The following is a 25,427-nucleotide window of genomic DNA, read 5'->3' as shown; positions in this document are numbered from 1 at the left end:
GGGACCGAAAAGAGTTACCTGCCAGCCTGAGCGGATAAAAAAACGAGAAAAATCAAGAAAAACTAAGAACTGGATAGAATCCTTTCGTTTTGGGTGTCTATGCTAGCGGGGACGTTTCAAAATGCTCCGCAGGATGCACACGGTGTGCAGAGGAAGGCTGCGAAAGCAGCTGCACATTGATCGCCAAAGAAAGAAGAAATGCAGGAACGACTTGCAAAGGTGGGAAAAAGCCGTTACAATAATATCTAAATACAAAAGATCGCGGAGGCAAAGGATGAAGTTATTAAAAGAAAGAATTCAAAAAGATGGGGTTGTAAAAGAAGGCAATGTACTGAAAGTCGACCGGTTTTTAAATCATCAGATGGACGTTAAATTATTTCGTGAAATCGGAAAAGAATTTCGGAAGCGTTTTGAAGGAGAAGAGATCAATAAAATTTTGACGATTGAGGCGTCCGGTATTGGAATTGCCTGTATTGCAGCAGAGATTTTTGACGTTCCTGTTGTCTTTGCAAAAAAAACGCAGACAAAAAATATTGCAGGAGATGTGTATACAACGAAAGTGGAATCTTTCACCCATGGAAGAGTCTATGACATTATTGTATCCAAAGAGTTTTTGGGAGAAGGAGATAAGGTACTTCTGATTGATGATTTCCTTGCCAACGGAAAAGCACTGGAAGGGCTGGCGCAGCTGGTGAAGGATTCAGGCGCGCAGCTCGTAGGGGCAGGTGTTGTTATTGAGAAAGGATTTCAACCGGGAGGGGATTTCCTGAGAAAGCAAACTCATTTGGAGTCTTTGGCAATTGTAGAGTATATGGATGAAAAGACCGGAGAGATTACATTCCGGGAAGATGAAAATTAGGATGAAAAAGCTGAACCAGACAGAAGGATGATCATAGGAAGATGCCTTCTGTCTGGTTTTTTATAACGAGTATGGATTATGAAAAAATTTCAATTCCCTGTTCAATCATTTCCGAAGAAAGCTCTGCCATTTGAGCAGGTGATTCTAAGAATTTATTTTGGATCCAAGTTTCAATCATTCCAAGGCAGCCGGAAATCACAAAAGCAGAATAATATTCAAAGTGCTCTGTTCGGAAGGAGTTTTCTTTCCAAATATGATGCATTCTGGAATGAATGATTTGTTTGACCCGGTTCACGAACGCAAGATCTCCATGAGGTCCAAGAAGTGAAGAGAGGACCATTTGATGTTCTTTCATATAGGTAAAAAATTGGAGCATAAACGGGTAGGGCCTTGGCTTTTCTTCTGTTTCTGTGCAGGAATCAAGAATCTCATTTAAATCAAAAATCAGTTCCTTTTCAGACGGAAGAAATTAGGGTATGATAGGTAAAGAATCACGATTGGGAGGTGACAGGATGAAAATACCCGATTCCAGCCTGTTTGACGGAATTCAACAGGCGGATTATGAAGCTATGATGAAATGTCTTCTTACAAAGCAGCGCAGCTATCAAAAAGGTGAATTTATCTTTCACAGTGGAAACCGAGTCGAACATATTGGGATGGTAATCAAAGGGAAAGTCCATATTATGAAAGAAGATTTCTGGGGAAACCGGATGATTCTCGGGGAAGCTCTTCCCGGAGAATTATTTGGAGAAGTGTATGTCTGTGCTCAGGCAAAGCAATTGGAAGTCAGCGTTGTGGCCAAGATGGACACCGAGGTTTTATTTTTAGATGTTCAGAGAATTTTGACAACCTGTCCGATCGCATGCAAATTTCATGTCAAGATGATTCAAAATTTGCTGTTTTCCATCGCTGAGAGAACACTGGCTATGACGCGGAAAATAGAGCATATGTCCAAAAAGTCTCTCAGAGGTAAAATTTTATCCTATTTATCATCTGAGGCTATGAGAACGGGAGAAAAAGAATTTTGTATTCCCTATAATCGGCAGCAACTGGCAGAATACTTGTCAGTGGACCGCAGTGCCTTGTCCGCAGAACTTTCAAAAATGCAGAAAGAAGGAATTTTAGAATATCGAAAAAATTGGTTTCACCTGTCGAAAGAATCATGAAAAGAAGGCCTGCTTTACAAGCCTTCTTTTAATTTTCTTCCATAGGCATTCGTGTCTTTCATACATTGGATGAAACGTTCCCGTGTTATTTCAGAATTTTTCGGACGAAATTCCCATTCGGTTGTAGTCATGGCTTTCTCTGCCATAGCATTAAATTCGTCTTCTGTGATTTCAATATCATCAAAGCAGACAGGAAGTTTTATACTCTGGTTAAATCTGGCAATGCGTTCCCTTTCCTCCCAATCCTCCTGGAAGGTCAGCAGACACAGAACTCCAAGAGCAACAATTTCTCCGTGAAGATGGGATTCGCCATTTTTAGTTACTGTAGAACCGTAATAAACGCAGTGCGCAAGACTGGAGTTATAATAATAATCCGGTGATCCACTCACCATATTGGATACCAGCCCTGTGCTGATAATAATGTCCAAAGCTACCTGCTCCAATTCGTAGGATGCTTTCTTCTGCTGCAGATCCTCCAAAGCCCTTTTCCCATGTTCTATGAGAGGGCTCGTACAAATCTTACTTAACTGAACGCCCATCATTGGCGTATGTGAGAGACGATCTTCCTTGGATGCAAAAACAGCCTCACATTCCTTGCTCAGTGCATCTCCGATTCCTGCCCATAACAATTTTTCCGGGGAATCTGCCAGAATGGAGGTCTCAATAAATGTGTGATCGGCATTTTTGGGATAATAATATTCCCGAAAAGAGCCATCCGGGTGATAAATTACAGAAATTGCCGTAACTGCTGCACAATTGGAAGCTACAGTGGGAAAACAAAATAACGGTTTATCCATTTCATTTGCCACATATTTTCCGGTATCACAGGCACGTCCGCCGCCCACAGCAAAAATCATATCTGCTTCTCTCACCACATCCATTGCAATTAAAGCATCACCATTTTCATAAGTAGAATTTCCTCCATACCAGACAAAATCAAGAATTTCCAGTTGGGAGTTTTCAATTCCCTGCAAAAGTTTTTCTTTGGATTTTTCCATGGCGGTTTTCCCTCCGATGACAACCGCCTTTTTTCCATAAAATCTGGCCTCGTGAGGAATGGATTGATAACATCCTTCACCGATCGTATAGCTTGGTAAATTTACACTATAAAAATTCATTCTTTTTTCCTTCCTTCTATATATTGTAAATATTATATTACTGAAAAAAGAAGAATACAACCCCCTCTCTGCTGGATCAGGGATATGATTTTGCCCATGACGAATCCTTCTTTCTGTGTTATGATAATCAATATATTATGATAAACAACAGAAAGGGGCATTTTCTATGGAGGGAACCTCAGAAAATAAACCAATGAAACATAAAAAACATCTTAACATGGGGCTGCTTGCCCATGTGGATGCCGGGAAAACGACATTGTCGGAAGCGCTGCTTTTTACTGCGGGAAATTTGCGTAAAATCGGTCGTGTGGATAACGGAGATGCATTTTTGGATACAAATCAGCTGGAACGTGCCAGAGGAATTACCATTTTTTCTAAGCAGGCGGAAATGTCTTTGGGAGAAATGGAAATTACATTTTTAGATACCCCTGGTCATGTGGATTTTTCTGCGGAAATGGAGCGGACACTGCAGGTGCTGGACTATGCCATTTTAGTCATCAGCGGAGCAGACGGAGTTCAGGGACACACGCTGACATTATGGAATTTGTTGGAGAGGTATCAAATTCCTGTTTTTTTATTTGTCAATAAGATGGATCAGAATGGGACCGATCGTGGACAGCTTATGAAGGAGATGAAAAAGCAGTTAAGTGAAGGATGCGTCGATTTTAATCAGGAGGACCGAGAACTTTTTTATGAAGAGATTGCCGCCGAAGATGAGAAATTGCTGGATTTCTATCTGGATTACGGGAGGCTGGAAGGAAAGGATATTTGTCAGGCAGCTGCGCAGAGAAAAATCTTCCCTTGTTTTTTCGGATCTGCATTAAAGCTGGAAGGTGTGAAAGAACTTTTAAGCGGGATTGAGCGCTATACTTTGGAGAGAAGCTATTCAGAGAAATTCGGCGCCAGAGTTTTTAAAATTACAAGAGACGATCAGGGAAATCGTCTCACACACTTGAAAATTACCGGAGGGAGACTGAAAGTAAAAGAGGTCATTTCAGGGGAAGAAAAGGGAGAAAAAATTAATCAGATTCGTATTTATTCCGGAGAGAAATATGAGACGGTAAATGAGATTGAGGCGGGAAGAATTTGTGCAGTGACAGGTCTGAGCCGGACAAAGCCGGGACAGGGATTCGGTTTTGAACAAAGCGGATATGAGCCGATGTTGGAACCCATTCTTACCTATCAGATGATATTCCCGGAACAGGTCAGCGCGGATATGATGCTGCCCAAGCTGCGTCAGCTGGAAGAAGAAGAGCCGGAGCTTCATATTTTGTGGAGAGAAGAACTTCAGGAAATTCAGGTACAGATTATGGGAGAGGTTCAAATTGAGATTTTAAGAAGTCTGATTTTGGAGCGGTTTGGCGTCGCGGTAGAGTTTGGAGAAGGAAATATTGTATACAAAGAAAGCATTCTAGATACGGCAGAAGGGGTGGGGCATTTTGAACCACTGCGCCATTATGCGGAAGTCCACTTGATTCTGGCTCCGGGAGAAAGAGGCAGCGGCATTGTCGTAGACAGTCAGTGCAGTGAGGATATGCTGGATAAGAACTGGCAGCGTCTGATCTTGACACATCTTTTGGAAAAAGAACACAAGGGGGTTCTGACAGGGGCAGCAATAACGGATATGAAAATAACTCTGGCTGCTGGCAAAGCCCATCAAAAGCATACCGAGGGAGGAGACTTCCGGCAGGCAACATACCGGGCAGTGCGGCAGGGACTGCGGACGGCAAAGTCAGTGCTGCTGGAACCATATTACGAATTTCGACTGGAAGTGCCGCAGCAGATGGTTGGACGAGCCATGACAGATCTTGAAAAGATGGCGGGGATTTTCAAGCCCCCGGAGACGGACGGTGAATATTCAATTCTAACCGGCAGTGTTCCGGTATCTGCAATGGAGGGATATCAAAAAGAAGTGATTGCGTATTCCAAAGGAAGAGGGCGTCTGTTTTGCAGGTTCAAAGGATATGAGCTGTGTCATAATGAGCAGGAAGTGATTGCGGCATCGGGGTATGATCCGGATCGTGATCTGGAAAATCCCTGCGGATCGGTTTTCTGTGCCCATGGCGCAGGATATCAGGTTTCTTGGGATCAAGTGTCAGAGCATATGCATCTGGAAAGCGTTTTAAAGTCTCCGGAACGGCTGTCACAGAATCATAATGTTGAGCAGAGACGGGCAGACCTTGAAGATCAATGGATCGATACCGATGAGATCGACCAGATTTTAGAAGAGACGTTTTATGCCAATCAGCATCATAAAAGCAAGTGGAAAAAAAAGAAGGTCTCACGCATTGCTCAGGATTATCAGGCTTCTGCCCGAAGGAACTCAGGAACAAGAGATTTGTCCAAAAAATATCTTTTGGTGGATGGATATAATATTATTTATGCATGGGAAGCGTTAAAAGAACTGGCAGAGGAAAATATGGATGCAGCCAGAGGGAAGCTTTTGGATGATATGTGTAATTATCAGGCAATCAAGGGGTGTGAAGTGATCGTTGTGTTTGACGCCTATCGGGTGAAGGGACATACTACAGAGGTTATGGATTATATGAATATTCATGTAGTCTACACGAAAGAGGCAGAAACTGCCGATCAGTACATTGAGAAATTTGCTCATGAACATGGAAGAAAATATGACGTTACAGTGGCAACTTCGGATGGAATGGAGCAGATTATTATTCGAGGACAGGGCTGTACGCTTCGGTCGGCAAGAGAACTGAAAAAAGATTTAGAGGCAGCAAAACAGTTGATTCGGGAGGAGTACTTAGAGAGACAGGAGCAAAGTAAAAGCTATCTTCTGGATGGAATTGCGGCAGAAGAGCTCAATAAAAAGTGAAATGAATGCATGACATAAGCACAAAAAAGCAAAAAGGAAGGAATGTTTCGGAGGAAAAAGCATACGCTGTAAAAGTGTATGCTTTTTTATAATATGGGAAAGTTTTGACTTTCCCATATTATAAAACGCTTTGCGAGATGCACACGATGTGCAGAGGAAAGCTGCTTTCGCAGCCGCACATCGGCGCGCAAAGCGGAGCAAGTCTCTCAGGAACTGAGGGATTCAGGGAGTTCGAGGGGGACTTGTCCGCTTTGCTCTGATATTAGGAAAGTTTTCACGTTTTGAAGAAAAAATGCTGCGGGACTTGACAAATGAAAGTTTGCATAATATACTATTATTCATATCAGAAAAATAGGAAATAAAAAGAGGTGAGAGGATGGACTGGAATTTTATTGAGCAGTACAGCGATTTGTATATAGAAGCGGCGAAGCTGACAGTAAAGATTGCCGTGATTGGAATTCTTGGATCGCTGATCTTAGGATTGATTTGCGGCGTGATTCGCTATTATAAAATACCGTTTCTTTATAACATAACAGGAATCTATATTGAGTTCTCAAGAAACACTCCGCTGCTGATCCAGTTGTTTTTTCTATATTTTGGACTTCCAAAGATTGGAATTGTATGGGATTCGGAAACATGCGCTGTCATTGGACTGGTATTTCTTGGCGGGAGTTATATGGCGGAGGCGTTTCGAAGCGGCATCGAGGCCGTGGATTTGATACAAAAGGAGTCGGCCTTAAGTCTTGGAATGAACGAGGTTCAGGTGTTTTGGCATGTGGTATTTCCTCAGGCAGCAGCCGTTGCTGTACCGGCGATCGGAGCCAATGTGATTTTTCTAATGAAAGAGACTTCGGTGTTCAGTGTTGTGGCGCTGGCAGACCTGATGCATGTGGCAAAAGATTTGATTGGTTTGTATTATCAGACGGATGAGGCTTTGTTTATGCTGGTGACTGCCTATTTTGTGATTTTGCTTCCGGTCTCTATCGTATTTACTCTGTTGGAAAGGAGACTTCGTTATGCAGGATTTGGGCATTAATGTGTTGTTTCAGGGGGATAACTTTCTAAGATTAATGGGCGGACTGTGGATAACCATAAGAATTTCTTTCATATCTGTGCTGCTGTCTGTTATTTTGGGAGGGATTCTCGGCATGGTTATGTTGATAAAAAATCCGGTGATTCACTGGTTTACAAAGAGTTATCTTGAATTTGTCCGTATCATGCCTCAGCTTGTGCTGCTGTTTTTGGTCTATTTTGGATCAGCGAAACATTTTGGATGGAACCTCAGCGGAGAAATGGCATCCGTGATGGTTTTTGTTATCTGGGGAGCAGCGGAAATGGGAGATTTAGTGAGAGCTGCATTATTATCCATTCCCAAGCATCAAAAAGACAGCGCAAAGGCGTTGGGGTTTACAGCGGGTCAGATTTATCGCTATGTATTGCTTCCTCAGGCTGGAAAGCGTCTGCTTCCCCAGATAATGAATCTGGTAACTCGAATGGTGAAAACGACATCGTTGGTGGTATTGATCGGTGTTGTGGAGGTTGTTAAGGTAGGACAGCAGATCATCGAGGCAGCGAGATTGACAACCGCGAATGCGGCAGTATGGATTTATGGAGTGATTTTCTTTTTATATTTTATAATTTGTTATCCGGTATCCAGACTGGCAGCATATCTGGAAAAAAGATGGAAAGAATAAGGAAGGAGGAAGAAAATGTCAGAAAATGTTCTTGAGGTACAGCATATTCAAAAGGCATACGATCAACAGTTGATTTTGAAGGATGTATCATTTTCCATCAAAAAAGGAGAGGTCCTGGTAGTTTTAGGTCCGTCTGGATGTGGAAAGAGTACCATGCTTCGATGTTTAAACGGACTTGAAACAATTCAAAAGGGTGCGGTCTATCTGAATGGAGAAAATATTTCTGAAAACAGGAAAAACCTTCCCGACGTTCGCCAGAAAATCGGCATGGTATTTCAGAGTTATGATTTGTTTCCTCACATGGATATTTTAAAAAATATGACTTTGGCTCCGAAAAAGGTACAGCATCGCAAAAAAGAAGACGTGGAGGAAGAGGCCAGACAGCTGTTGACAAGGATCGGACTTGGCGGCAAGGAACATGCCTATCCGAGGCAGTTGTCCGGCGGGCAGAAACAGAGGGCTGCAATTGTCCGTGCACTTCTTATGCATCCTGAAATTCTTTTGTTTGATGAGGTTACGGCGTCTCTGGACCCTGAAATGGTCCATGAAGTTTTAGAAGTAATGCTGGAACTTGCGAAAAGAGGCAGTACGATGATCATTGTAACCCATGAGTTGGGATTTGCGAGAGCGGTGGCAGACAGAATCTTATTTATGGATCAGGGAATGATTTTGGAAGAGGCAGCTCCGCAAGCGTTTTTTCGTCAGCCGAAGACAGAGAGGGCAAAACAATTTTTATCTCATCGAAATCAAATTTGAGATGTGAGGGGAACCATTGGTAATTTTAAAGAATCGAAAAATAGGAGGACATGAAAATGAAGAAGTTATGGATTTTGGCATTGACAATAGTTTTGGCAGGAGTGATTTTTACCGGATGCCAGAAAAAAGATCAGGAAAATGGGGCGACTTCTCAGAATAGTGAGAGTACTGGCAAAGCCAAAGCAAGATCGCTCAAAGAGATAAAGGAGAGCGGCGAGATTGTGATTGGAGTATTCAGTGATAAGAAGCCATTTGGTTACGTAGATGAAAAAGGCAAATATCAAGGATATGATGTTTACTTCGGAAATCGTCTTGCCAAAGATTTGGGGGTAAAGGTGAAATATGTTCCGGTGGAGGCGGCAAGCCGCGTAGAATATTTAACAACGGGAAAAGTTGATGTCATCCTTGCAAACTTTACGGTAACGGATGAAAGGAAGGAACAGGTGGATTTCGCACTTCCATATATGAAGGTAGCTCTTGGCGTTGTATCACCGAAGAAAGAGCTGATTGTCAAACCGGAGCAGTTAAATGGGAAGACGCTGATTATCAGTAAGGGGACTACCGCAGAGACCTACTTTACAAAAAAATATCCAAAGGTAAATCAATTGAAATTCGATCAGTACAGTGAGGCATTTAATGCACTGCTGGACGGCAGAGGAGATGCTCTTTCCACAGATAACACTGAGGTTCTTGCATGGGCGCTGGAGAATAAAGAATTTGAAGTGGGAATCCAGTCTCTTGGAAATACAGATACCATTGCGCCAGCCGTTCAAAAAGGCAACGAAGAACTGCTCCATTGGATCAATCAGGAAATAAAAAAACTAGGAAAAGAAGACTTCTTCCACAAAGATTATGAGAAAACTTTGAAGCCGGTTTATGGAGATGCGGCAAATCCTGAAAATTTAGTGGTAGAAGGCGGAGAAGTGAAGTAAAAGCAGCATAGGATCTTGTATTTTTATCTGCCTCTTTGGTATACTCGACATAGTAACCGGTGTTGTTGGGAGCATGGGGATATCTTTTGCTCCCAACATTGATCTCATAAAAACATATGGATTTTTTAGGAGGAGTTTATTATGGAGAGAAAGCTGATGGTACAGGAATATTATGCTTTGACGGTAGACCAAAATGGGAATATGCCGTCAATGCGTGCTGATGAGGCAAATGCAGGGCTTGTGGCAGCAGGTTTTATGGATTTGCTTTTCAATGAGATCATAGCAGTTGAAAAAAAGAAAATTATGGTAAAGAAAGATCTTTCAGAAGAATTTTTATGCCTTACATCTTTGTATGAGTATTTAGAAGAAAAGCCTCGTTCTGTAGAAAAGCTAATGTCAGATTATTATACCGGAAGAAAAATCAAACAGCTGACAGCGGAAGTCGGAAGTTCCTTGTATGAAATGCAGCTGGCACAGAAGGGAAAGGGCGGACTCTTCGGATCAAAAATAACCTATATTCCAGAGAAGAATTATAAAGATGATCTGGTACAAATCTTACATACACTTATAAAGATGGAAAATGCAATGACACCTCATGATATTGCGCTGCTTTTTATCTTGAATAAGACAAAGAATTTAAAGCAATATTTTTCAAAATATGAAAACGATCAATTAAAAAGAAGTCTGAAAGAAATAAAGAAACATCCTCAAAACAAGAAGCTGGAAGAAATGATAGATTATATGAACGATTTAATCACGGTGTTAATGTGCGCAGTGATAATGTAAGAATGGGCAGGGCGTGATGAAGGATAAAACAATCGTAATGTTTGGAGATTCTCTGACGGATTATTTTCCAATGGAAAAACTCAAAGACCTTGATGCAAGAATTATAAATAGCGGACAGGCGGGAGATACCGTTGCCGAAATGAAAGCAAGAGTATTTCGTGATGTTGTTGCTTATGCACCGGATGTTGTAATTATGCAGGGCGGAGCCAATGATTTTCTCATGTCTTTGTATCCCGGGTATAAGGTTCTTGCCGATCGTATTTTTCGTCTGGCAGAGATAATAAAAGGAAATTTGCCGGATGCAAAGATTTATGTGGAATCTCTGTATCCGGCGTATACAAAACAAATTGGTCTAATGCCCTCATGGGCAGATGGAAAGTCCAACGAGGAGATTGAGCGGATCAACCGAGCACTGAAAATGTTATGCAAAGAGGGTGAAATGAGGTATATGGATATTTATGGGCACTTAATCGGTGAGGATGGGCAGCTTCCGAGAGATTACACAATTGATGGAATCCATCTCAGGGAGCCTGCATATGAGATTGTCAGCCAATGCATCCTGCAAAGTGTTTTGTGATGATTTTTCTATAACTTTCGATAGCGGTTCAAACATCCGAAGACTTCCTGCTTTCTCGGAAGTGCCAGATTTGCGTTTACATAGCGGCTGTCCAAGATAATGGACAGTCCTTTTTGTTCTATTCTTTCAAAAAGGGCGTCCACAGTTTCTCTCAGCGTTCTTTTGCCGTTCATGAGATGCAATTGTGCATACAAGAGTGCATAGCCAAGGGCAGCGGTTTGTTCAGCATCGACCAATTGTTCCAGATATCTTAAGTCCACAGTTTCTTTGTTCAAAGAAAAAGCATCCTTCCCAAGAGGTTTAAGTTTGACTCTTCGATTGTTCTTTAATTCTTTGCTGCCGATAAAACACCGGTGAAACGCAGGGATTTCCAAAGTTTCTGCCGGGAGAGAAACAGCAGGAAAAGCTTTTGCCTCATCTTTTGCAAACGAAGTAATGTCTTTTGGGATATATCGGTCCATCTGCAGGATATGATCCGCTACGTGGAAGTAAGAGCCGGAGCTTCCGGCAACAATGATAGAAGAAATTCCCTGACTCTCATACAGATGGCGGACGCGTTCAATGAATGGGGTAATCGGCTCATTTTCACGGTGAACGACTCTCTGCATTAATTCATCTCGGATCATAAAGTTTGTAGCGCTGGTATCTTCGTCAATTAGAAACAGAGAAGTGTCTGCTTCCATAGCTTCTATCACATTGGCTGCCTGTGAGGTACTTCCGCTGGCATCTTCTGTAGAAAAAGAACAGGTATCTTTTCCGTTGGGAAGATGATTGATAAACATGGAAATATCTGTATTTTGAATACTTCTTCCGTCTTCTGCACGTATTTTCACAGCAGAAGCATCCGTAACGACATACTCTCGCCCATCACCGGCGATATGATTATAGACGCCCAGTTCCAGAGCCTTTAGCAGTGTGGATTTGCCATGATATCCTCCGCCGACAATTAAAGTAATGCCTTTTGGGATTCCCATACCGGTTATCGTGCCGTGATGAGGAAGCGTCAAATTCACTCGAAAGGCTTCCGGCGAAACAAAAGGAACGGCACTTTTTAACGGTTTTTGAGAAATGCCGCTCTGTCTTGGAAGAATGGAACCGTCTGCCACAAAGGCAGTCAGTCCGAGGATCGGCAGCTGTGTCCGGAGAAAATGCTGATCTTCCGCCAGAAAAATAGTTTGCTCTAAGGCTTTGGTGTGAATATTTCTATAAAAAAGAGAAGCTTTGACACATTCCGGCAGAAATTCAAATAGGATTTTTTCTAATTCTCTGGAATTGATGGAGCGTCCATTGGCAGGAAATCCCACGTCAAAATGCACGGTAAGATCTCCGGTGCTGGCATGGATTTGGCACGCAGTTCGCTCTAATATCTGCTGATTGCAGCGACTGACAGAAATTAATCCGCTTTTTCCGGAGCCCTTGGCTTTAAAACTGAACCGCTCCAAAGATTTTCCAAACAATCTGAGGAGATGATCCTGCAATGCAATCCGCTTATATGGAGTGTTGTAATATTCCTTTGGAAACCCGGCAGTTGCTCCGCTGATTTCGACTTTTAATCTGGAAGGAGCCGCAAAGGGATCGCCCTGAACGTGGTCGATGCCTAAAACATAGGACTGAAAATGGTAATCACCCTGGACACTTTTGTAGGCAGGGTAGCTTTTGCGGTCGATACTTTTTAATTGTGATCTTAAATTGGAAGATGGTTTCATCGTTATAATATCCTTTCACTTCAATCATTCTATTGTTTAGTATGGGTTGTTTTATCTGCGCTGTCAACTCCAAAAGCTTTTTGATACGGTATTTATAAAGAGCAATTTCAATTGGGCAAATCTTAAATTTCCGGTTAATATGAGATGAACATGACAGCCGTTGAAATTTTTGTAAATGCAAAGCAGGTAAGAATGGGGGCATAGGAGGTGAGCAGGTTGACACAAAGGAAGAAAATGAGGTACAGTAGTACTTATAGGAGAAAATAATGATAAGGTTGAAAAGGAGATGATCGGAATGAGAATTGCAGTAACTTATGACGACGGAAAAGTATTTCAGCATTTTGGGCATACAAAACAATTTAAAGTGTATGAGGCAGATGGGGGTAAAATTTTATCTTCCAATATTATTGATACCAGCGGAAGCGGTCATGGAGCGCTGGCAGGATTTTTGAAAAAGGAAGGAATTGATGTTTTGATCTGCGGCGGAATCGGAGCGGGGGCGATACAGGCTCTGGAAGAGAGCGGAATTCAGATGATTGGAGGAGCCGCAGGAGATGCAGATGCGCAGGCAGAGGCGTTTCTGGCGGGAGATCTGACCAATGATCCATCTGCAAAATGCAGTCATCATGAAGAAGGTCATGAATGCAGCAGCCATCATGATCATGAATGTGGAAATCATTGTCATTAGACGGGGAATACCGATCAAAGAGTAAGCAGACAGAATCCTTTGGATTTTGTCTGCTTTTTGTGATAGAGGCAAAGACCGGACCTGATCGAGATCTTAGCGACCGCTTACAATTCCGGAATGTGCCTTTTGGCATTCCCGGTGATGAACAGCATTGAGATTTTTTTTACTTTGGCTTATAATAAGGGCAGTCTGAAACGTACAGAAAGAGAGAGCAGAAGGAAAACAGAAATGGACAGAGAAGTAATAGAAAATCTTCAGGCAGTTGTGTTCGATATGGATGGATTAATGTTTGACAGCGAACGGTATGTACAAAAATCGTGGGACCGCGCAGGTATGATTCTTGGGTACGGACCGTTGGGATATCATATTACGAATACTTTGGGAACCAACCGGATCAACCGTGAAAGATATTTTAAGAAGCAGTACGGACCGGATTTCCCTTTTGAAAGGTTTCTGGATGTTTACCGTGATGCATACCGGGAAATGCTAGAAGGAAAAGGAGTGCCGGCAAAGAAAGGACTTCACGAACTATTGGAAGTATTAAAAAAGCATCATATAAAAATGGGCGTTGCCACATCGTCCAGTGCAGAACATGCATGGGGAAATCTAGAGAGAGAGGGAATTTCCCATTACTTTCAGACCGTAATTACCGGGGATATGATAAAACATGGGAAGCCGGAGCCAGATATTTATATGGAGGCCTGCCAAAAACTTTGTGTAAAGCCAGAGGATTCCATTGCACTGGAGGACGCTGTCAACGGAATCTGGGCAGCCCATCGCGCAGGAATGCTTCCTGTGATGATACCGGACATCGTGAAGGATACCAGTGAAGTAAATGGAATTTTATTTGGAGTTTATGAATCGCTTCTGGATTTCTCGAAAGTATTGGATAAAAATCTAAGGGGGAAATAGAAAGTGAGAAAGAAAAGGAAAAGTGCGGGCTGTGAATATTGCAGCAATTATGTATACGATGATGATTATGAATACTATGTTTGTGAAGTCAATTTAGATGAGGATGAGATGGCAAGATTTATGAGCAGCAGTGATTGGGATTGTCCATATTTTCAGATGGATGATGAATACGCGGTTGTTCGCAAACAAATGTAAAAATTTTTTGAAAGTTACGGTAACTTGAGGCTGTTTCTGATATAATAAAGAAACCCATGGATGCAATGCAGTAGACGGAAAGGGGTGCGGCATATGAAACAGAATACGATTATTTGTATTTCAAGAAGGTTTGGAAGCGGTGGAAGAGAGGTTGGAAACGTATTATCGCAAAAGCTGGGTATCCCGGTATTTGATAAAGAGGTCATTGCAAAAGTTGCGAAAGAAAGTGATATGTCAGAGGCGTTTGTAGAAAGTCATGAAGGAAATCCCACATACAGTCATATTATTAATATTCCCATTGGGCGTGGATTGGGAGGAGCCGAAGATGAAAGAATTATGACGCCAGAAAAATTATTCATGTTTCAATCCCAAGTCATAAAAGAGATTGTGGAAGAAAACGGCTCCTGTATCTTTGTGGGCCGATGTGCCGACGTGATTTTAGAGGACTATGAAAACTGTTTCAAATTTTTTATTCACAGCCCCAAAGAAGAGCGTGCAAAGAAAATCATGGAGGCGGAAGATCTTTCATGGAAGGAAGCAAGAAAGAAAATCAAGCAGATGGATTGGGAACGCTCATCCTATCACAACTACTATACAAAAAGAAAATGGGGGGATCCCGATCATTATGATATGATATTAAACACAGCAAAGATGGGAATTGAAAAGGCGGCGGAAACGATTATAAAATATATCGGGGAAGTTTGATCTAAAAAAACAGTGTGCAAAAATACAAGCTGCAAGTCGACAGCTTGTATTTTTTCGGCAAAAAAATGAGATAATAAAAAAGGAAGAAAGAAAACAATATGAAAAACAAAGAAAATCAGCAAGAAATGTTTTCAAATCGAGATTTGGCAAAGTTAATTTTTCCATTGATTATGGAGCAGCTTCTGAATGTGACAATGGGATTGACGGATTCCATCATGACCGCAAGTATTGGCGAGACGGCGGTATCAGGAGTTTCCCTGGTGGACAGTGTTATGGTGCTTTTAATCAATATGTTTTCAGCATTGGCAACCGGAGGAGCTGTCGTAGCAGGTCAGTATCTGGGTGTGAAAAAACGAAGGATGGCATGTAAAACGGCAGATCAGCTGATTTTATTTATTACATGTTTATCGGTGATTATTATGGCGATTATTTATCTTTGCAGTCACCTGATCCTCCATGGAGTCTTTGGGCAAATTGAGCCGGAGGTTATGAAAAACGCAAGAATTTATCTGTTGATTGTGACAGCATCCATTCCGTTTATTGCTGTTTATAATGGCTGCGCAGCTTTGTTTCGGATTATGGGAAATTCAAAAATCGCTATGAATATGTCTTTGATGATGAATGGAATTAACATTGTGGGAAATTCTGTTTTGATTTATGGTTTGAAGATCGGGGTAGCCGGGGCCGCAATTCCGACTTTGTGTTCAAGAATCGCGGCGGCGGCAATTATGTTGGGAATGTTAAAAAAGCAGAATCAACTGGTTCACTTAAGCAAACATTTTCATATTCGTTTTAAAGGGTATTTAATTCGGAAAATTTTACATATCGGCGTGCCAAACGGAATTGAGAATAGTATGTTTCAGCTTGGAAAAATCATGGTACTAAGCCTCGTAGCCAGCTTTGGTACTTCTGCAATCACTGCCAATGCGGTGTGCAATGTGCTGGCATTGTTTGAAATCATACCGGGGATGGCCATTGGATTTGCTGTATTGACGGTTATTTCCCGCTGCGTCGGAGCCGGGGATTACTCTCTGGCAAAATATTATACAAAGAAGCTGTTGAAAATCGCATAGGGGTCTTTGATTGCATTGAATGCGGCGGTTGTTCTTTTGCTTCCGCTGATTCTCAGAATTTATCATTTGTCTCCGGAGACCGCCGTCTTAACTCAAAAGATTATGATTTATCATACAATCTGCTGTGTTACGATTTGGCCGGCATCCTTTACAATTCCAAATACTTTAAGAGCATCCAACGACGTAAAATATTGTATGGTTGTCGCAACTATCTCTATGTGGATTTTTCGGATTCTCTTCAGTTACATTTTAGGAAAATGGATGGGATCGGGAGTTTTCGGTGTATGGATTGCGATGACATTGGATTGGGTTGTTCGTGGCATTCTATTTATTGCAAGGTATGTTAGGGGGGCATGGCAGCATCAGGTTATTTGAATAAATTTAACAAAATGTTTTCATAAACGCGATAGAGGTTCTCTTTTTTTAGGAATATAGTTAAAACAGTAAAGAAAACAAGGACTTAAAAGGAGGATACGATTTTGTTAAGAAAACATTTAAAACGGGCAACAACAGCAGCCTTAGCCTCTCTGATCCTGATCAGCGGATCTTCAGCAATTGTTCCGAACCATCAGGTAAAGGCGGCAACGGAAAATTGGTCTGATGCATCCGATGACAATACAACAGCATCCGGCTGGAAATCCGGCTGGTCAGAGTGGAAGGCAAACTGGGACAGTTACAGTACCAATTATGAGAATGTATCCCTGACTCCGGGAGAGGATGAAACAGAGCTTAACTTTGCATGGTATAGCCATACTGCAGAGACACCGAAAGTTCGCATCGCGACAAGTAAAGATATGAAAAGCGCCAAAGAATCTGAAGGTACGCAGACTTCTTCTTCCGATACAACGATTGATCATACACAGTATTATTCAAACAAAGTAACTGTAGAGGGATTAAAAGCCAATACAACTTATTACTATCAGGTTTTTCAAAACGGAAAATGGCAGGAAGCACAGAAATATTCTACAAAATCATTTCAAAATTATTCTTTTATGTATGTGGGGGATCCTCAGATCGGGGCATCTTCAGGACAGACAAGTTCTGAGGGAGAAGCCATGTCATCCAATGACATGGCAGCAAGAAATGACAGTTATAACTGGAATAAAGTACTCAATCGCGCAGTGTCTGCCCATACCAATTTAAGTTTCATTGCTTCAGCAGGTGATCAGGTAAATACTTCAACCAATGAAAAACAGTATGCCGGGTATCTCGGAGCAGATGCACTGAAATCACTTCCGGTAGCCACAACGATTGGAAATCATGATTCAACATCTGCAAAATATTCTTCTCATTACAATAATCCCAATGCATTTACAACAGAAGGAATGAAGAATAAGACTCAGTATACAGACGGACAAACGAAGGCAGGAACTGATTATTACTATACCTATGGAAACACACTGTTTATCGTTCTGGATACGAATAATTACAACTGTGCCACCCACGAAAATGTCATGAGAAAGGCAGTGAAAGAAAATCCGGATGCCAAATGGCGTGTGGTTATGTTCCATCAGGATATCTATGGTTCAGGATATGATCATTCAGATTCTGACGGAATTGTTTTGAGAACTCAGCTGACACCATTGATGGATCAGTTCGATATTGACGTGGTACTTCAAGGACATGATCACACATATTCCAGAACTTACCAGCTTCAGGGAGACGGAAAACAGCATGCAGCCTATAGCAGCACCAAGCAGGGTTCAGAGTATGCAGCTCAGAACAACTGCTATGAAATTGTAAATAATACAAAAAGCGGAACGGTTGTAAATCCAAAAGGAACTGTTTATCTGGAAGCAAACTCAGCAACCGGATCTAAATTTTACAACCTGATTACAGCACAGCAGGATTATATTTCTGAAAGAAGTCAGTCATGGAAACCAAGCTATTCTGTGATTGATGTTACAGATGATTCCTTTACAGTTACAGCATACGATGCCACAACAGGAAAAGAATTAGATGGATCTTCCAAGTATCGGATTGTAAAGAAAGATGAACCGAGAAATCAGGTAATTACAGCGGCATCTTCTTATACAAAAGCCTATGGCTCAAAAGCATTTAAGTTAAATGCAAAGAACAGCGGTAATGGAAAACTGACGTATTCCACATCAAATTCTAAAGTGGCGACTGTAAGCAGCAGCGGAACCGTATCTGTGAAAGGGCCGGGAAAAGCAATCATCACAGTAAAGGCAGCAGCAACCGATGATTACAGAGCAGCAACAAAGAGAGTTACGATTACAGTTACACCGAAAAAGCAGAGCGTTACAGTTTCTAAAAAGAAAAAGAGACAGTTAACCATCAGATGGAAAAAAGGCAGTAAGGCATCCGGATATCAGGTGGTTTATGCTTCAAACAAAAAGTTTACAAAGAATGTGACAGTTGTAGGAAAGAGCGTATCTAAAACAAGCTTAACTCTGAAAAAACTGAAAAAAGGAAAAACTTATTATGTAAAAGTGCGCTCTTATAAAACGGTAAACGGAAAACGAATCTATGGAGCATACAGCACAGTAAGAAAGGCAACGGTCAGATAAGTAACAAGTGAAGGATAAAAGGACAGGAAATTGGGAAAGAATAGGAATCGCGGTGATCGCAGGAATTATTTTTCTTGTAATACTGGTAAAATGCAATCAATTTAAAAAAACGGAACTGATTTCTGCGAAGGGGCAAACTTACGAAAAAGCTGTGGTTACTAAAATCACACGAGACAATCGTGCAGAAGACGGAAAGCGTTACGGAACGCAGGAAGTAAAAGTGAAGATCAAATCCGGCACCCTGAAGGGCAGAGTTGTTGCGGCAGTAAATCCGGATGGATCTCTTTTCGGAGCAGAGTGCAAAGTCGGAACAAAAGTTATCGTAATTGTGAATCAATCGGGTAAAAATATATCGGCAACCGTGTATGGTCAGGATCGGACAATGGCGATTTATGGATTTGTATTGATTTTTGCGGCAGTAGTTTGTGTAATTGGAGGGAAAAAAGGGATTCAGGCAATTGCCAGTTTGGTCTTTGCATTTGTCTGTATCATATATCTGATGTTTCCTCTTATTTATCAGGGTTATTCTGCCATCTGGCTTGCAGTCATTGTGTCGGTCCTCACAACAATCATCACACTGGGATTGTTGGGAGGATTTACCTCCAAAACGGTGTCAGCAATCATCGGAACGACTTGCGGCGTGGCCATTGCCGCCATTGCGGCGATATTATTTGGAAAGGCTGCGGGGATTACCGGTTATAATGTATCTGACATCGAAACATTAAACTTTGTAGGGCAAAATACACAGATTAAAATTGGACAGCTTTTATTTGCGGGGATTATCATATCCGCTCTGGGGGCGGTAATGGATGTCGGAATGTCCATTGCCTCGACCATACAGGAAATACATGAGACAGACCCGACCCTTAGCAAAGAAAGATTGTTTTTATCGGGAATTCATGTGGGACGGGATATGATGGGGACGATGACGAATACGTTGATTTTTGCGTATGTAGGCGGTTCTATGACGACACTGATTACAAACTATGCCTATAATTTGCCTTATCAACAGCTGGCGAATTCTTATGTGATGGGAGTTGAGATTATGCAGGGGCTGTCAGGAAGCCTTGGAGTTGTATTGACCGTTCCGATTACAGCGTTTGCAGCAGTGTTTCTCGTTAAACAAAAACAGAAAGATTGATAAATTCATATTGACTTTTTCTGAAAAATAAAGTATGTTAAGAACATAACAAAAAAGGAGCTATTATCATGATTACAGAAAAGATGACAAATAATGCATATTATTTTTACTTTCGGGGTTATTATTTTAAGTCCGGCTGTTTGCATTGCAATGAATCATCCTCTGTAAAATGAGTAGAACCTGATAGAAGGAAGCTATCCAAAGGATTTGTATTCTTGCAATGGAATATAAATCCTTTTTCTTTTCCTTTTTTATTTTCATACGTTGAAGTGCAACACTTTAATGTGTGAAAATAAAAAGGGAAACACATGCTGAAGTAAAATAATTGGTGGAGGAAGAGACTATGATTATTATTTTAAAAAAACGGGCACAGGAAGCACAGGTGGAAGCACTGAAAAAGGAAATGCAGGAGCAGGGTCTGCAGATTCATGAATCAGAGGGAGAGAATACAAAAATTCTTGGCTTGGTAGGAGATACGTCGGTGGTGGATCTTCGGCACATTATGGCAAATGATATTGTGGAGAATGTACAGAGAATTCAGGAGCCGTATAAGAAAGCCAATCGTAAGTTTCATCCTGAAGATACCATCGTAGAGATTGGGAATGTAAAAGTGGGAGGCGGGCATTTTCAGGTAATTGCGGGTCCTTGCTCCATTGAGACGAAGGAACAGATGACAGAAGTTGCGCAGGATGTGAAACATGCCGGAGCCGGTCTGCTGCGCGGAGGGGCATTTAAGCCGCGGACGTCTCCTTACTCTTTCCAGGGACTTCACGGAGATGGGCTGAAACTGTTGTTAGAAGCGAAAAAGGCAACGGGACTTCCGATTGTAACAGAAATCATGGACGCCAGTCATCTCCCGCTGTTTGAGGACGTTGATTTGATCCAGGTGGGAACGAGAAATATGCAGAATTTTGAACTGTTAAAAGAACTGGGGAAAATTGACAAACCGATTCTTTTAAAACGAGGGATGGCAAGTACGCTGGAAGAATGGCTGATGAGCGCTGAGTACATTATGGCGGGCGGGAACGAAAGAGTGATTCTTTGTGAGAGAGGAATTCGGACTTATGAAACCGCCATGAGAAACACATTGGATTTATCTGCCATTCCGATGATAAAGAAAAAATCTCATCTTCCGGTTCTTGTAGATCCGTCACATGCTACGGGAATTCGTGAAATGGTAGAACCGATGTCACTGGCAGCCGTGGCGGCAGGAGCCGACGGACTTATGGTTGAGGTGCACAATGACCCGGCGAGAGCCTTGTGCGACGGACCACAGTCTCTGACGCCGGAAGCGTTTGAGAGATTAATGACAAAAGTAACAAAAACAAGAGAATTTTTTCAGATGTTATGATATACTAAAAAAGATATCAGAGTCAGACGTTCCATGAAATTTGGGGCCTTTGACTCCAATATAGAAAATGATATAAAAAGTGAGAACCCGGGAATCGAGAGATTTCCGGGCGTTTGTCAGTGAACAAAAAGGAGAGTTGGCATGAAAGTAATTGTGGGACTTGGAAATCCGGGGAAAAAATATGAGAATACAAGACATAATATCGGATTTGAAGCTCTGGATTATATTGCGGATCAGGAAAGCATAAGTATAAATACAGGAAAACATAAGGCGCTGATCGGAACCGGGTATATGGAGGGAGAAAAAATTCTTTTAGTAAAACCCCAGACCTTTATGAACTTAAGCGGAGAAAGCTTGCGGCCGATTATGAACTTTTATAAACTGGAGCCCCGGGATTTTATTATAATACAAGATGATATTGATCTGGATGTGGGCAGACTTAGAATTCGACGCAAAGGAAGCGCCGGAGGACATAATGGGTTAAAAAGTATTATTCGTCATCTCGGAAGTACGGAATTTCCCAGAGTGAAAATTGGAGTAGGACAAAAACCAAAAGGTTATGATTTGGCAGATTATGTTCTTGGACATTTTACAAAGGAAGAACTTGCAGTGTTCGATGAGCGGATGGAAGAAATTTATGATGCAGTAAAATTAATCGTGGCAGATGACATCACAGAAGCGATGAATCGCCATAATCAAAAAAAGTAGGGAAAGAAAAGTGTTAGAACAAGTATTAAAAGATGATTCATGTTTTCAGCAGATCCAGGCAGGCCTTGAGGAAAACCAAGGTCCTGTTTTCGTGTCTGGATGTACGGATACAGCGAAACATCATCTGATGAGTCTGATCGGAAATCAAAAGGATGCAGATTATAAAATTGTGATTGTGCCGGATGAAAATAAGGCAAAACAATGGATCGAAGGAAGTGGTTTTTTCGGAGAAAAAATACATTTGATTCCGGCAAAAGATCCGCTGTTTTACAGTGCGGATGTCCATGGAAATGCCATTGCCAGAGAGCGCATGTTTGCCATTGAAAAGATGATCAGCGGGCAGGGCGGAACCTTTGTGATGTCGGTGGATGCTGTGATGGACCGGGTAGTTCCCTTAGACCATATCAGGAAAAACCGAATTACAATTCAGACAGGGGATCACGTGGAAGAAGCGGAACTTTCAAAAAAATTTGTGGCGCTGGGATATGAAAAAACGGCATTTGTGGAGGCGGCAGGAGAGTTTGCGGTTCGCGGCGGAATTTTAGATATTTTTCCATATACAGAAGATTGTCCTTACCGGGTGGAGCTATGGGGAGACGAGATTGACTCTATCCGAAGTTTTGATAAGGAAAGTCAAAGATCTATGGAGGAGGTCTCCCAATTAATGATTTATCCTGCCACGGAAATTATTTTAGAGGAAGAACGAATCCAGCTGGGACTTGACCGGATAAAAGAAGATTATAAGAAACTTTCCGAACAATTTCACGAAACTTTCCAGACGGATCAGGAAGTTCGCTTAAAAAAAGAGATGAAGAGGATTCAGGAAGAACTGGAAGAACTTCATATGCTTCTTGGGGCGGAGGGATATCTCCCCTATTTTTATCAGCATACAGAAGGAATTTTAGATTATTTTCCAGGGAATTGTATGATTTTTCTGGATGAACCGAGACATATCAGAGAACGTGCCGATGCATTTTATCTGGAATTCTCAGAGAGCATGAAAAGTCGTCTGGAGGCCGGCTATCTTTTCCCAAAACAGGCAGAGACAGTGGCGAAATACGATCAGATCATCCATCAACTGGAACAGCATCCGATGCTGTGTTTTTCGACGTTGTCTGCAGATGCGCCGGATTTCACACTTGGGCGAACTGTCATGATGGAGACAAAATCGATACAATCTTATAACAATAGTTTTGAACAGCTTGTCAAACAGCTGAAAATTTATCAGAAAAAAGAATATCGAATTATAGTGGCATCACCGTCGGTAACAAGGGCAAAACGACTGGCGGAAGATATGCGGGGACATGACCTGTCAGTATCTTATGATAAGGAATTATCCGGTGAGGTGCAGCCGGGACAGATTGTGATTACAGCCGGGAAATTAACGACCGGAATTGAATATCCGAAGATCAGTTGGGTTATGATTTCAGAAGGAGATATTTTTAAAGGAAGAAAAGAAAAAAAGAGAAAAAAAGTTTCCAAGAAAAAGGGAGAAAAAATCCGCAGTTTTGCAGATATCAACATTGGAGATTATGTGGTCCATGAGAAGCATGGCGTCGGTATTTATCGGGGAATTGAAAAAATCACAACCAAAGAAGCAGAGAAAGATTATATTAATATCGAGTATCAGGGAGGGGATCACCTGTTTATTCTTGCCTCCGCATTGGATCAGATTGCGAAGTACGCCAGCGCCAACGCAAAACGACCTAAACTTCATAAATTAGGCGGGAATGAATGGAAGAAAACAAAAAACCGTGTCAAAGGTCAGGTCAAAGATATTGCAAAGGAATTGGTAGAACTTTATGCTTTGCGTCAGGCGAAGGAAGGGTATGTCTGTGAGAAAGACACCGTCTGGCAAAAAGAGTTTGAAGAATTATTTCCATATGAGGAAACACAGGATCAGTTAAATGCCATTGAAGATACAAAACGCGACATGGAAAGCAAAAAGATTATGGATCGTTTGATCTGCGGAGATGTGGGCTATGGCAAGACGGAGGTTGCGATTCGGGCAGCATTTAAGGCAGTCGATAACGGAAAACAGGTAGCATATCTTGTGCCAACAACGATTCTTGCCCAGCAGCATTTTCATACGTTTGCCGAGCGTTTTCGTCAATATCCTATTTCAGTTCGCGTAATGTCAAGATTTTGTACTCCAAAAGAGCAAAGAGAAACGATAGAAGGCCTGAAAAATGGTACGGTAGACATTGTCATTGGCACGCACCGTCTGCTTTCAAAAGATATGCAGTATAAGAATCTTGGGCTGCTGATCATTGATGAGGAACAAAGATTTGGAGTGAATCATAAGGAAAAAATCAAGACAATGAAAAAAGATGTGGATGTGCTGTCTTTATCTGCAACACCGATTCCAAGAACGCTTCATATGAGTCTGATAGGGATTCGAGATATGAGTTTGTTGGAAGAACCGCCGCATGACCGAAGAGCCATTCAAACCTATGTTATGGAATACAATGAAGAATTGGTAAAAGAAGCAGTTTACCGGGAAATGAACCGAGGAGGACAGGTGTATTATGTCTATAACCGCGTAAATAATATTGCGGAGATTACGGCAGAGCTGCAAAAACTACTTCCTAACGCAAAGGTAGCGTTTGCTCATGGGCAGATGAAAGAGCGAGAGCTGGAACAGATTATGATGCAGTTTATGAATCGGGAACTGGATGTGCTGGTTTCTACAACTATTATTGAGACGGGACTGGATATTCCAAATGTAAATACCATGATTATTCACGATGCCAATCAGCTGGGGCTTTCTCAGCTTTATCAGTTGAGAGGGCGTGTGGGACGGTCCAATCGAAATGCATTTGCCTTTTTGATGTACAAAAAGAATACGCTGTTAAAAGAGACGGCAGAAAAACGGCTGCAGGCAATTCGTGAATTTACAGACCTTGGATCCGGATACAAGATTGCAATGAGAGATTTAGAAATTCGCGGGGCAGGAAATCTTCTGGGGCAGGCGCAGTCCGGACATATGGAGGCTGTCGGTTATGATTTATATTGTAAAATGCTAAATGAAGCTGTACTGCATCTGAAGGGTGAGCTGCAGGAGGAAGATGAATTTGATACAGCTCTGGATCTGGATATGAATGCATTTATTCCGTCTTCTTATGTTAGGAATGAGTATCAAAAACTGGAACTCTATAAGAGAATATCGTCCATTGAATCAAAAGATGAAATGGAAGATATGACAGATGAATTAATTGACCGGTTTGGAGAGATGCCAAGAGCTGTTTATCATTTGTTGTATGCTGCATATTTGAAAGCTCTTGCACATCGTGCATATATTACCGATGTAAAACAAAAAGATACGAAGGTCAGCTTTCTGATGAAAGCAGATGCCCAAGTTGATGTGGATCATATTTTTGAACTTCTGGAAGAGTGGAAAGGAGAGCTTGCATTTCAGGCGGGAAAGATTCCGACATTTGTATTAGAACTCTCAAAAACAAAGAAAGCAAAACAGCTTGAAAAAATTGAACATTGTGTGAACTCATTGGATTCATTGATAATTCGATAGCTTTCTTTGCGAAACTCGCTTCGTTCAAATATCGTACTAAGCTGGCTGCGAACCGTTTAAAACGACAGCAAAATTTATGCTGTTGACAATTGCCATGGAAGTGGATATAATGGAAACATATAGAGATTGTGACCGTTTTAAGTAATGGGCGATACTCTGTTTTTATT

At 41.6% G+C, this 25,427-nt stretch carries 21 protein-coding genes and 1 pseudogene; 19 read left to right on the top strand and 3 right to left on the bottom strand.

The window, feature by feature from the left end:
• The first annotated feature begins 274 nt into the window (after positions 1-274).
• Positions 275-859 (top strand): xanthine phosphoribosyltransferase, encoded by a 585-nt coding sequence (locus AC27EF_RS09610; RefSeq protein ID WP_487110535.1) that lies wholly within the window; start codon positions 275-277, stop codon positions 857-859.
• Between the two features lie 76 nt (positions 860-935).
• On the opposite strand, the gene AC27EF_RS09605 is transcribed toward AC27EF_RS09610, so the two are convergent.
• Positions 936-1,235, bottom strand: a complete 300-nt coding sequence (locus AC27EF_RS09605; RefSeq protein WP_487110534.1) for a TetR-like C-terminal domain-containing protein — start codon at positions 1,233-1,235, stop codon at positions 936-938.
• 136 nt (positions 1,236-1,371) lie between these two features.
• Here AC27EF_RS09605 and AC27EF_RS09600 point away from each other — a divergent pair, with 136 nt between their 5' ends.
• Entirely contained in the window at positions 1,372-2,025 is a 654-nt protein-coding gene (locus AC27EF_RS09600; RefSeq protein ID WP_487110533.1) for a Crp/Fnr family transcriptional regulator, read from the top strand.
• A gap of 14 nt (positions 2,026-2,039) precedes the next feature.
• On the opposite strand, the gene AC27EF_RS09595 is transcribed toward AC27EF_RS09600, so the two are convergent.
• Positions 2,040-3,143: an iron-containing alcohol dehydrogenase family protein gene (locus tag AC27EF_RS09595; protein ID WP_487110532.1), complete on the bottom strand. Its 1,104-nt coding sequence runs from the start codon at positions 3,141-3,143 to the stop codon at positions 2,040-2,042.
• Positions 3,144-3,336: 193 nt separating this feature from the next.
• Here AC27EF_RS09595 and AC27EF_RS09590 point away from each other — a divergent pair, with 193 nt between their 5' ends.
• The 7 genes from AC27EF_RS09590 to AC27EF_RS09560 all read left to right on the top strand — a co-directional run bounded on the left by AC27EF_RS09590 (position 3,337) and on the right by AC27EF_RS09560 (position 10,721).
• Positions 3,337-5,976: an NYN domain-containing protein gene (locus tag AC27EF_RS09590; RefSeq protein ID WP_487110531.1), complete on the top strand. Its 2,640-nt coding sequence runs from the start codon at positions 3,337-3,339 to the stop codon at positions 5,974-5,976.
• Between the two features lie 376 nt (positions 5,977-6,352).
• On the top strand, positions 6,353-7,012 hold the full coding sequence (locus AC27EF_RS09585; protein ID WP_487110530.1) for an amino acid ABC transporter permease: 660 nt from the start codon (positions 6,353-6,355) through the stop codon (positions 7,010-7,012).
• The gene (locus AC27EF_RS09580; protein WP_487110529.1) at positions 6,993-7,670 is read left to right on the top strand and encodes an amino acid ABC transporter permease; all 678 of its coding nucleotides are present in this window, start codon (positions 6,993-6,995) and stop codon (positions 7,668-7,670) included. The genes AC27EF_RS09585 and AC27EF_RS09580 overlap by 20 nt, the downstream gene beginning before the upstream one ends.
• 15 nt (positions 7,671-7,685) lie before the next feature.
• Entirely contained in the window at positions 7,686-8,426 is a 741-nt protein-coding gene (locus tag AC27EF_RS09575; RefSeq protein ID WP_487110528.1) for an amino acid ABC transporter ATP-binding protein, read from the top strand.
• 50 nt (positions 8,427-8,476) lie between these two features.
• On the top strand, positions 8,477-9,358 hold the full coding sequence (locus tag AC27EF_RS09570) for a cysteine ABC transporter substrate-binding protein (protein ID WP_487110527.1): 882 nt from the start codon (positions 8,477-8,479) through the stop codon (positions 9,356-9,358).
• Positions 9,359-9,499: 141 nt separating this feature from the next.
• Positions 9,500-10,144, top strand: coding sequence for a GPP34 family phosphoprotein (locus tag AC27EF_RS09565; protein WP_487110526.1), 645 nt, complete (start codon positions 9,500-9,502; stop codon positions 10,142-10,144).
• Between the two features lie 16 nt (positions 10,145-10,160).
• A complete protein-coding gene (locus AC27EF_RS09560; protein WP_487110525.1) occupies positions 10,161-10,721 on the top strand; it encodes an SGNH/GDSL hydrolase family protein in 561 nt (186 codons plus the stop codon).
• A gap of 8 nt (positions 10,722-10,729) precedes the next feature.
• Here AC27EF_RS09560 and AC27EF_RS09555 read toward each other — a convergent pair whose 3' ends face one another.
• Entirely contained in the window at positions 10,730-12,427 is a 1,698-nt protein-coding gene (locus tag AC27EF_RS09555) for an ABC-ATPase domain-containing protein (RefSeq protein WP_487110524.1), read from the bottom strand.
• Positions 12,428-12,722: 295 nt separating this feature from the next.
• On the opposite strand from AC27EF_RS09555, the gene AC27EF_RS09550 reads away from it, so the two are divergent.
• The 10 genes and pseudogenes from AC27EF_RS09550 (at position 12,723) to mfd (ending at position 25,260) form a co-directional block, all read left to right on the top strand.
• Positions 12,723-13,115, top strand: a complete 393-nt coding sequence (locus AC27EF_RS09550) for a NifB/NifX family molybdenum-iron cluster-binding protein (RefSeq protein ID WP_487110523.1) — start codon at positions 12,723-12,725, stop codon at positions 13,113-13,115.
• 228 nt (positions 13,116-13,343) lie between these two features.
• On the top strand, positions 13,344-14,027 hold the full coding sequence (locus tag AC27EF_RS09545) for an HAD family hydrolase (RefSeq protein ID WP_487110522.1): 684 nt from the start codon (positions 13,344-13,346) through the stop codon (positions 14,025-14,027).
• 3 nt (positions 14,028-14,030) lie between these two features.
• Entirely contained in the window at positions 14,031-14,222 is a 192-nt protein-coding gene (locus tag AC27EF_RS09540; protein WP_487110521.1) for a DUF6472 family protein, read from the top strand.
• Between the two features lie 93 nt (positions 14,223-14,315).
• The gene (locus AC27EF_RS09535; protein WP_487110520.1) at positions 14,316-14,927 is read left to right on the top strand and encodes a cytidylate kinase-like family protein; all 612 of its coding nucleotides are present in this window, start codon (positions 14,316-14,318) and stop codon (positions 14,925-14,927) included.
• A 98-nt stretch (positions 14,928-15,025) separates the two neighbouring features.
• Positions 15,026-16,375 (top strand): annotated as a pseudogene (locus AC27EF_RS09530) (MATE family efflux transporter).
• Between the two features lie 104 nt (positions 16,376-16,479).
• Positions 16,480-18,531, top strand: a complete 2,052-nt coding sequence (locus AC27EF_RS09525; RefSeq protein ID WP_487110519.1) for a metallophosphoesterase — start codon at positions 16,480-16,482, stop codon at positions 18,529-18,531.
• Between the two features lie 52 nt (positions 18,532-18,583).
• Positions 18,584-19,672: a YibE/F family protein gene (locus tag AC27EF_RS09520; RefSeq protein WP_487110518.1), complete on the top strand. Its 1,089-nt coding sequence runs from the start codon at positions 18,584-18,586 to the stop codon at positions 19,670-19,672.
• Positions 19,673-20,015: 343 nt separating this feature from the next.
• Positions 20,016-21,023 (top strand): 3-deoxy-7-phosphoheptulonate synthase, encoded by a 1,008-nt coding sequence (gene aroF, locus AC27EF_RS09515; RefSeq protein WP_487110517.1) that lies wholly within the window; start codon positions 20,016-20,018, stop codon positions 21,021-21,023.
• A 141-nt stretch (positions 21,024-21,164) separates the two neighbouring features.
• Positions 21,165-21,731 carry an aminoacyl-tRNA hydrolase gene (gene pth / locus AC27EF_RS09510; protein WP_487110516.1) on the top strand — a complete coding sequence of 189 codons (567 nt, stop codon included), beginning with the start codon at positions 21,165-21,167 and terminating at the stop codon, positions 21,729-21,731.
• Between the two features lie 10 nt (positions 21,732-21,741).
• Positions 21,742-25,260, top strand: coding sequence for a transcription-repair coupling factor (mfd, locus tag AC27EF_RS09505; RefSeq protein WP_487110515.1), 3,519 nt, complete (start codon positions 21,742-21,744; stop codon positions 25,258-25,260).
• Positions 25,261-25,427: the final 167 nt, after the last annotated feature.

This window comes from Anaerostipes stercorihominis (assembly GCF_057535655.1).
Note: the sequence above shows the minus strand (reverse complement) of the source record. Positions and strands in the feature narration are given on the sequence as shown.

Excerpts from the sequence above, each read along its gene's own strand:
- AC27EF_RS09610 (WP_487110535.1), top strand. The coding sequence starts at position 275 with ATGAAGTTATTAAAAGAAAGAATTCAAAAAGATGGGGTTGTAAAAGAA.
- AC27EF_RS09605 (WP_487110534.1), bottom strand. The coding sequence starts at position 1,235 with ATGCTCCAATTTTTTACCTATATGAAAGAACATCAAATGGTCCTCTCT.
- AC27EF_RS09600 (WP_487110533.1), top strand. The coding sequence starts at position 1,372 with ATGAAAATACCCGATTCCAGCCTGTTTGACGGAATTCAACAGGCGGAT.
- AC27EF_RS09595 (WP_487110532.1), bottom strand. The coding sequence starts at position 3,143 with ATGAATTTTTATAGTGTAAATTTACCAAGCTATACGATCGGTGAAGGA.
- AC27EF_RS09590 (WP_487110531.1), top strand. The coding sequence starts at position 3,337 with ATGAAACATAAAAAACATCTTAACATGGGGCTGCTTGCCCATGTGGAT.
- AC27EF_RS09585 (WP_487110530.1), top strand. The coding sequence starts at position 6,353 with ATGGACTGGAATTTTATTGAGCAGTACAGCGATTTGTATATAGAAGCG.
- AC27EF_RS09580 (WP_487110529.1), top strand. The coding sequence starts at position 6,993 with ATGCAGGATTTGGGCATTAATGTGTTGTTTCAGGGGGATAACTTTCTA.
- AC27EF_RS09575 (WP_487110528.1), top strand. The coding sequence starts at position 7,686 with ATGTCAGAAAATGTTCTTGAGGTACAGCATATTCAAAAGGCATACGAT.
- AC27EF_RS09570 (WP_487110527.1), top strand. The coding sequence starts at position 8,477 with ATGAAAATGAAGAAGTTATGGATTTTGGCATTGACAATAGTTTTGGCA.
- AC27EF_RS09565 (WP_487110526.1), top strand. The coding sequence starts at position 9,500 with ATGGAGAGAAAGCTGATGGTACAGGAATATTATGCTTTGACGGTAGAC.
- AC27EF_RS09560 (WP_487110525.1), top strand. The coding sequence starts at position 10,161 with ATGAAGGATAAAACAATCGTAATGTTTGGAGATTCTCTGACGGATTAT.
- AC27EF_RS09555 (WP_487110524.1), bottom strand. The coding sequence starts at position 12,427 with ATGAAACCATCTTCCAATTTAAGATCACAATTAAAAAGTATCGACCGC.
- AC27EF_RS09550 (WP_487110523.1), top strand. The coding sequence starts at position 12,723 with ATGAGAATTGCAGTAACTTATGACGACGGAAAAGTATTTCAGCATTTT.
- AC27EF_RS09545 (WP_487110522.1), top strand. The coding sequence starts at position 13,344 with ATGGACAGAGAAGTAATAGAAAATCTTCAGGCAGTTGTGTTCGATATG.
- AC27EF_RS09535 (WP_487110520.1), top strand. The coding sequence starts at position 14,316 with ATGAAACAGAATACGATTATTTGTATTTCAAGAAGGTTTGGAAGCGGT.
- aroF (WP_487110517.1), top strand. The coding sequence starts at position 20,016 with ATGATTATTATTTTAAAAAAACGGGCACAGGAAGCACAGGTGGAAGCA.
- pth (WP_487110516.1), top strand. The coding sequence starts at position 21,165 with ATGAAAGTAATTGTGGGACTTGGAAATCCGGGGAAAAAATATGAGAAT.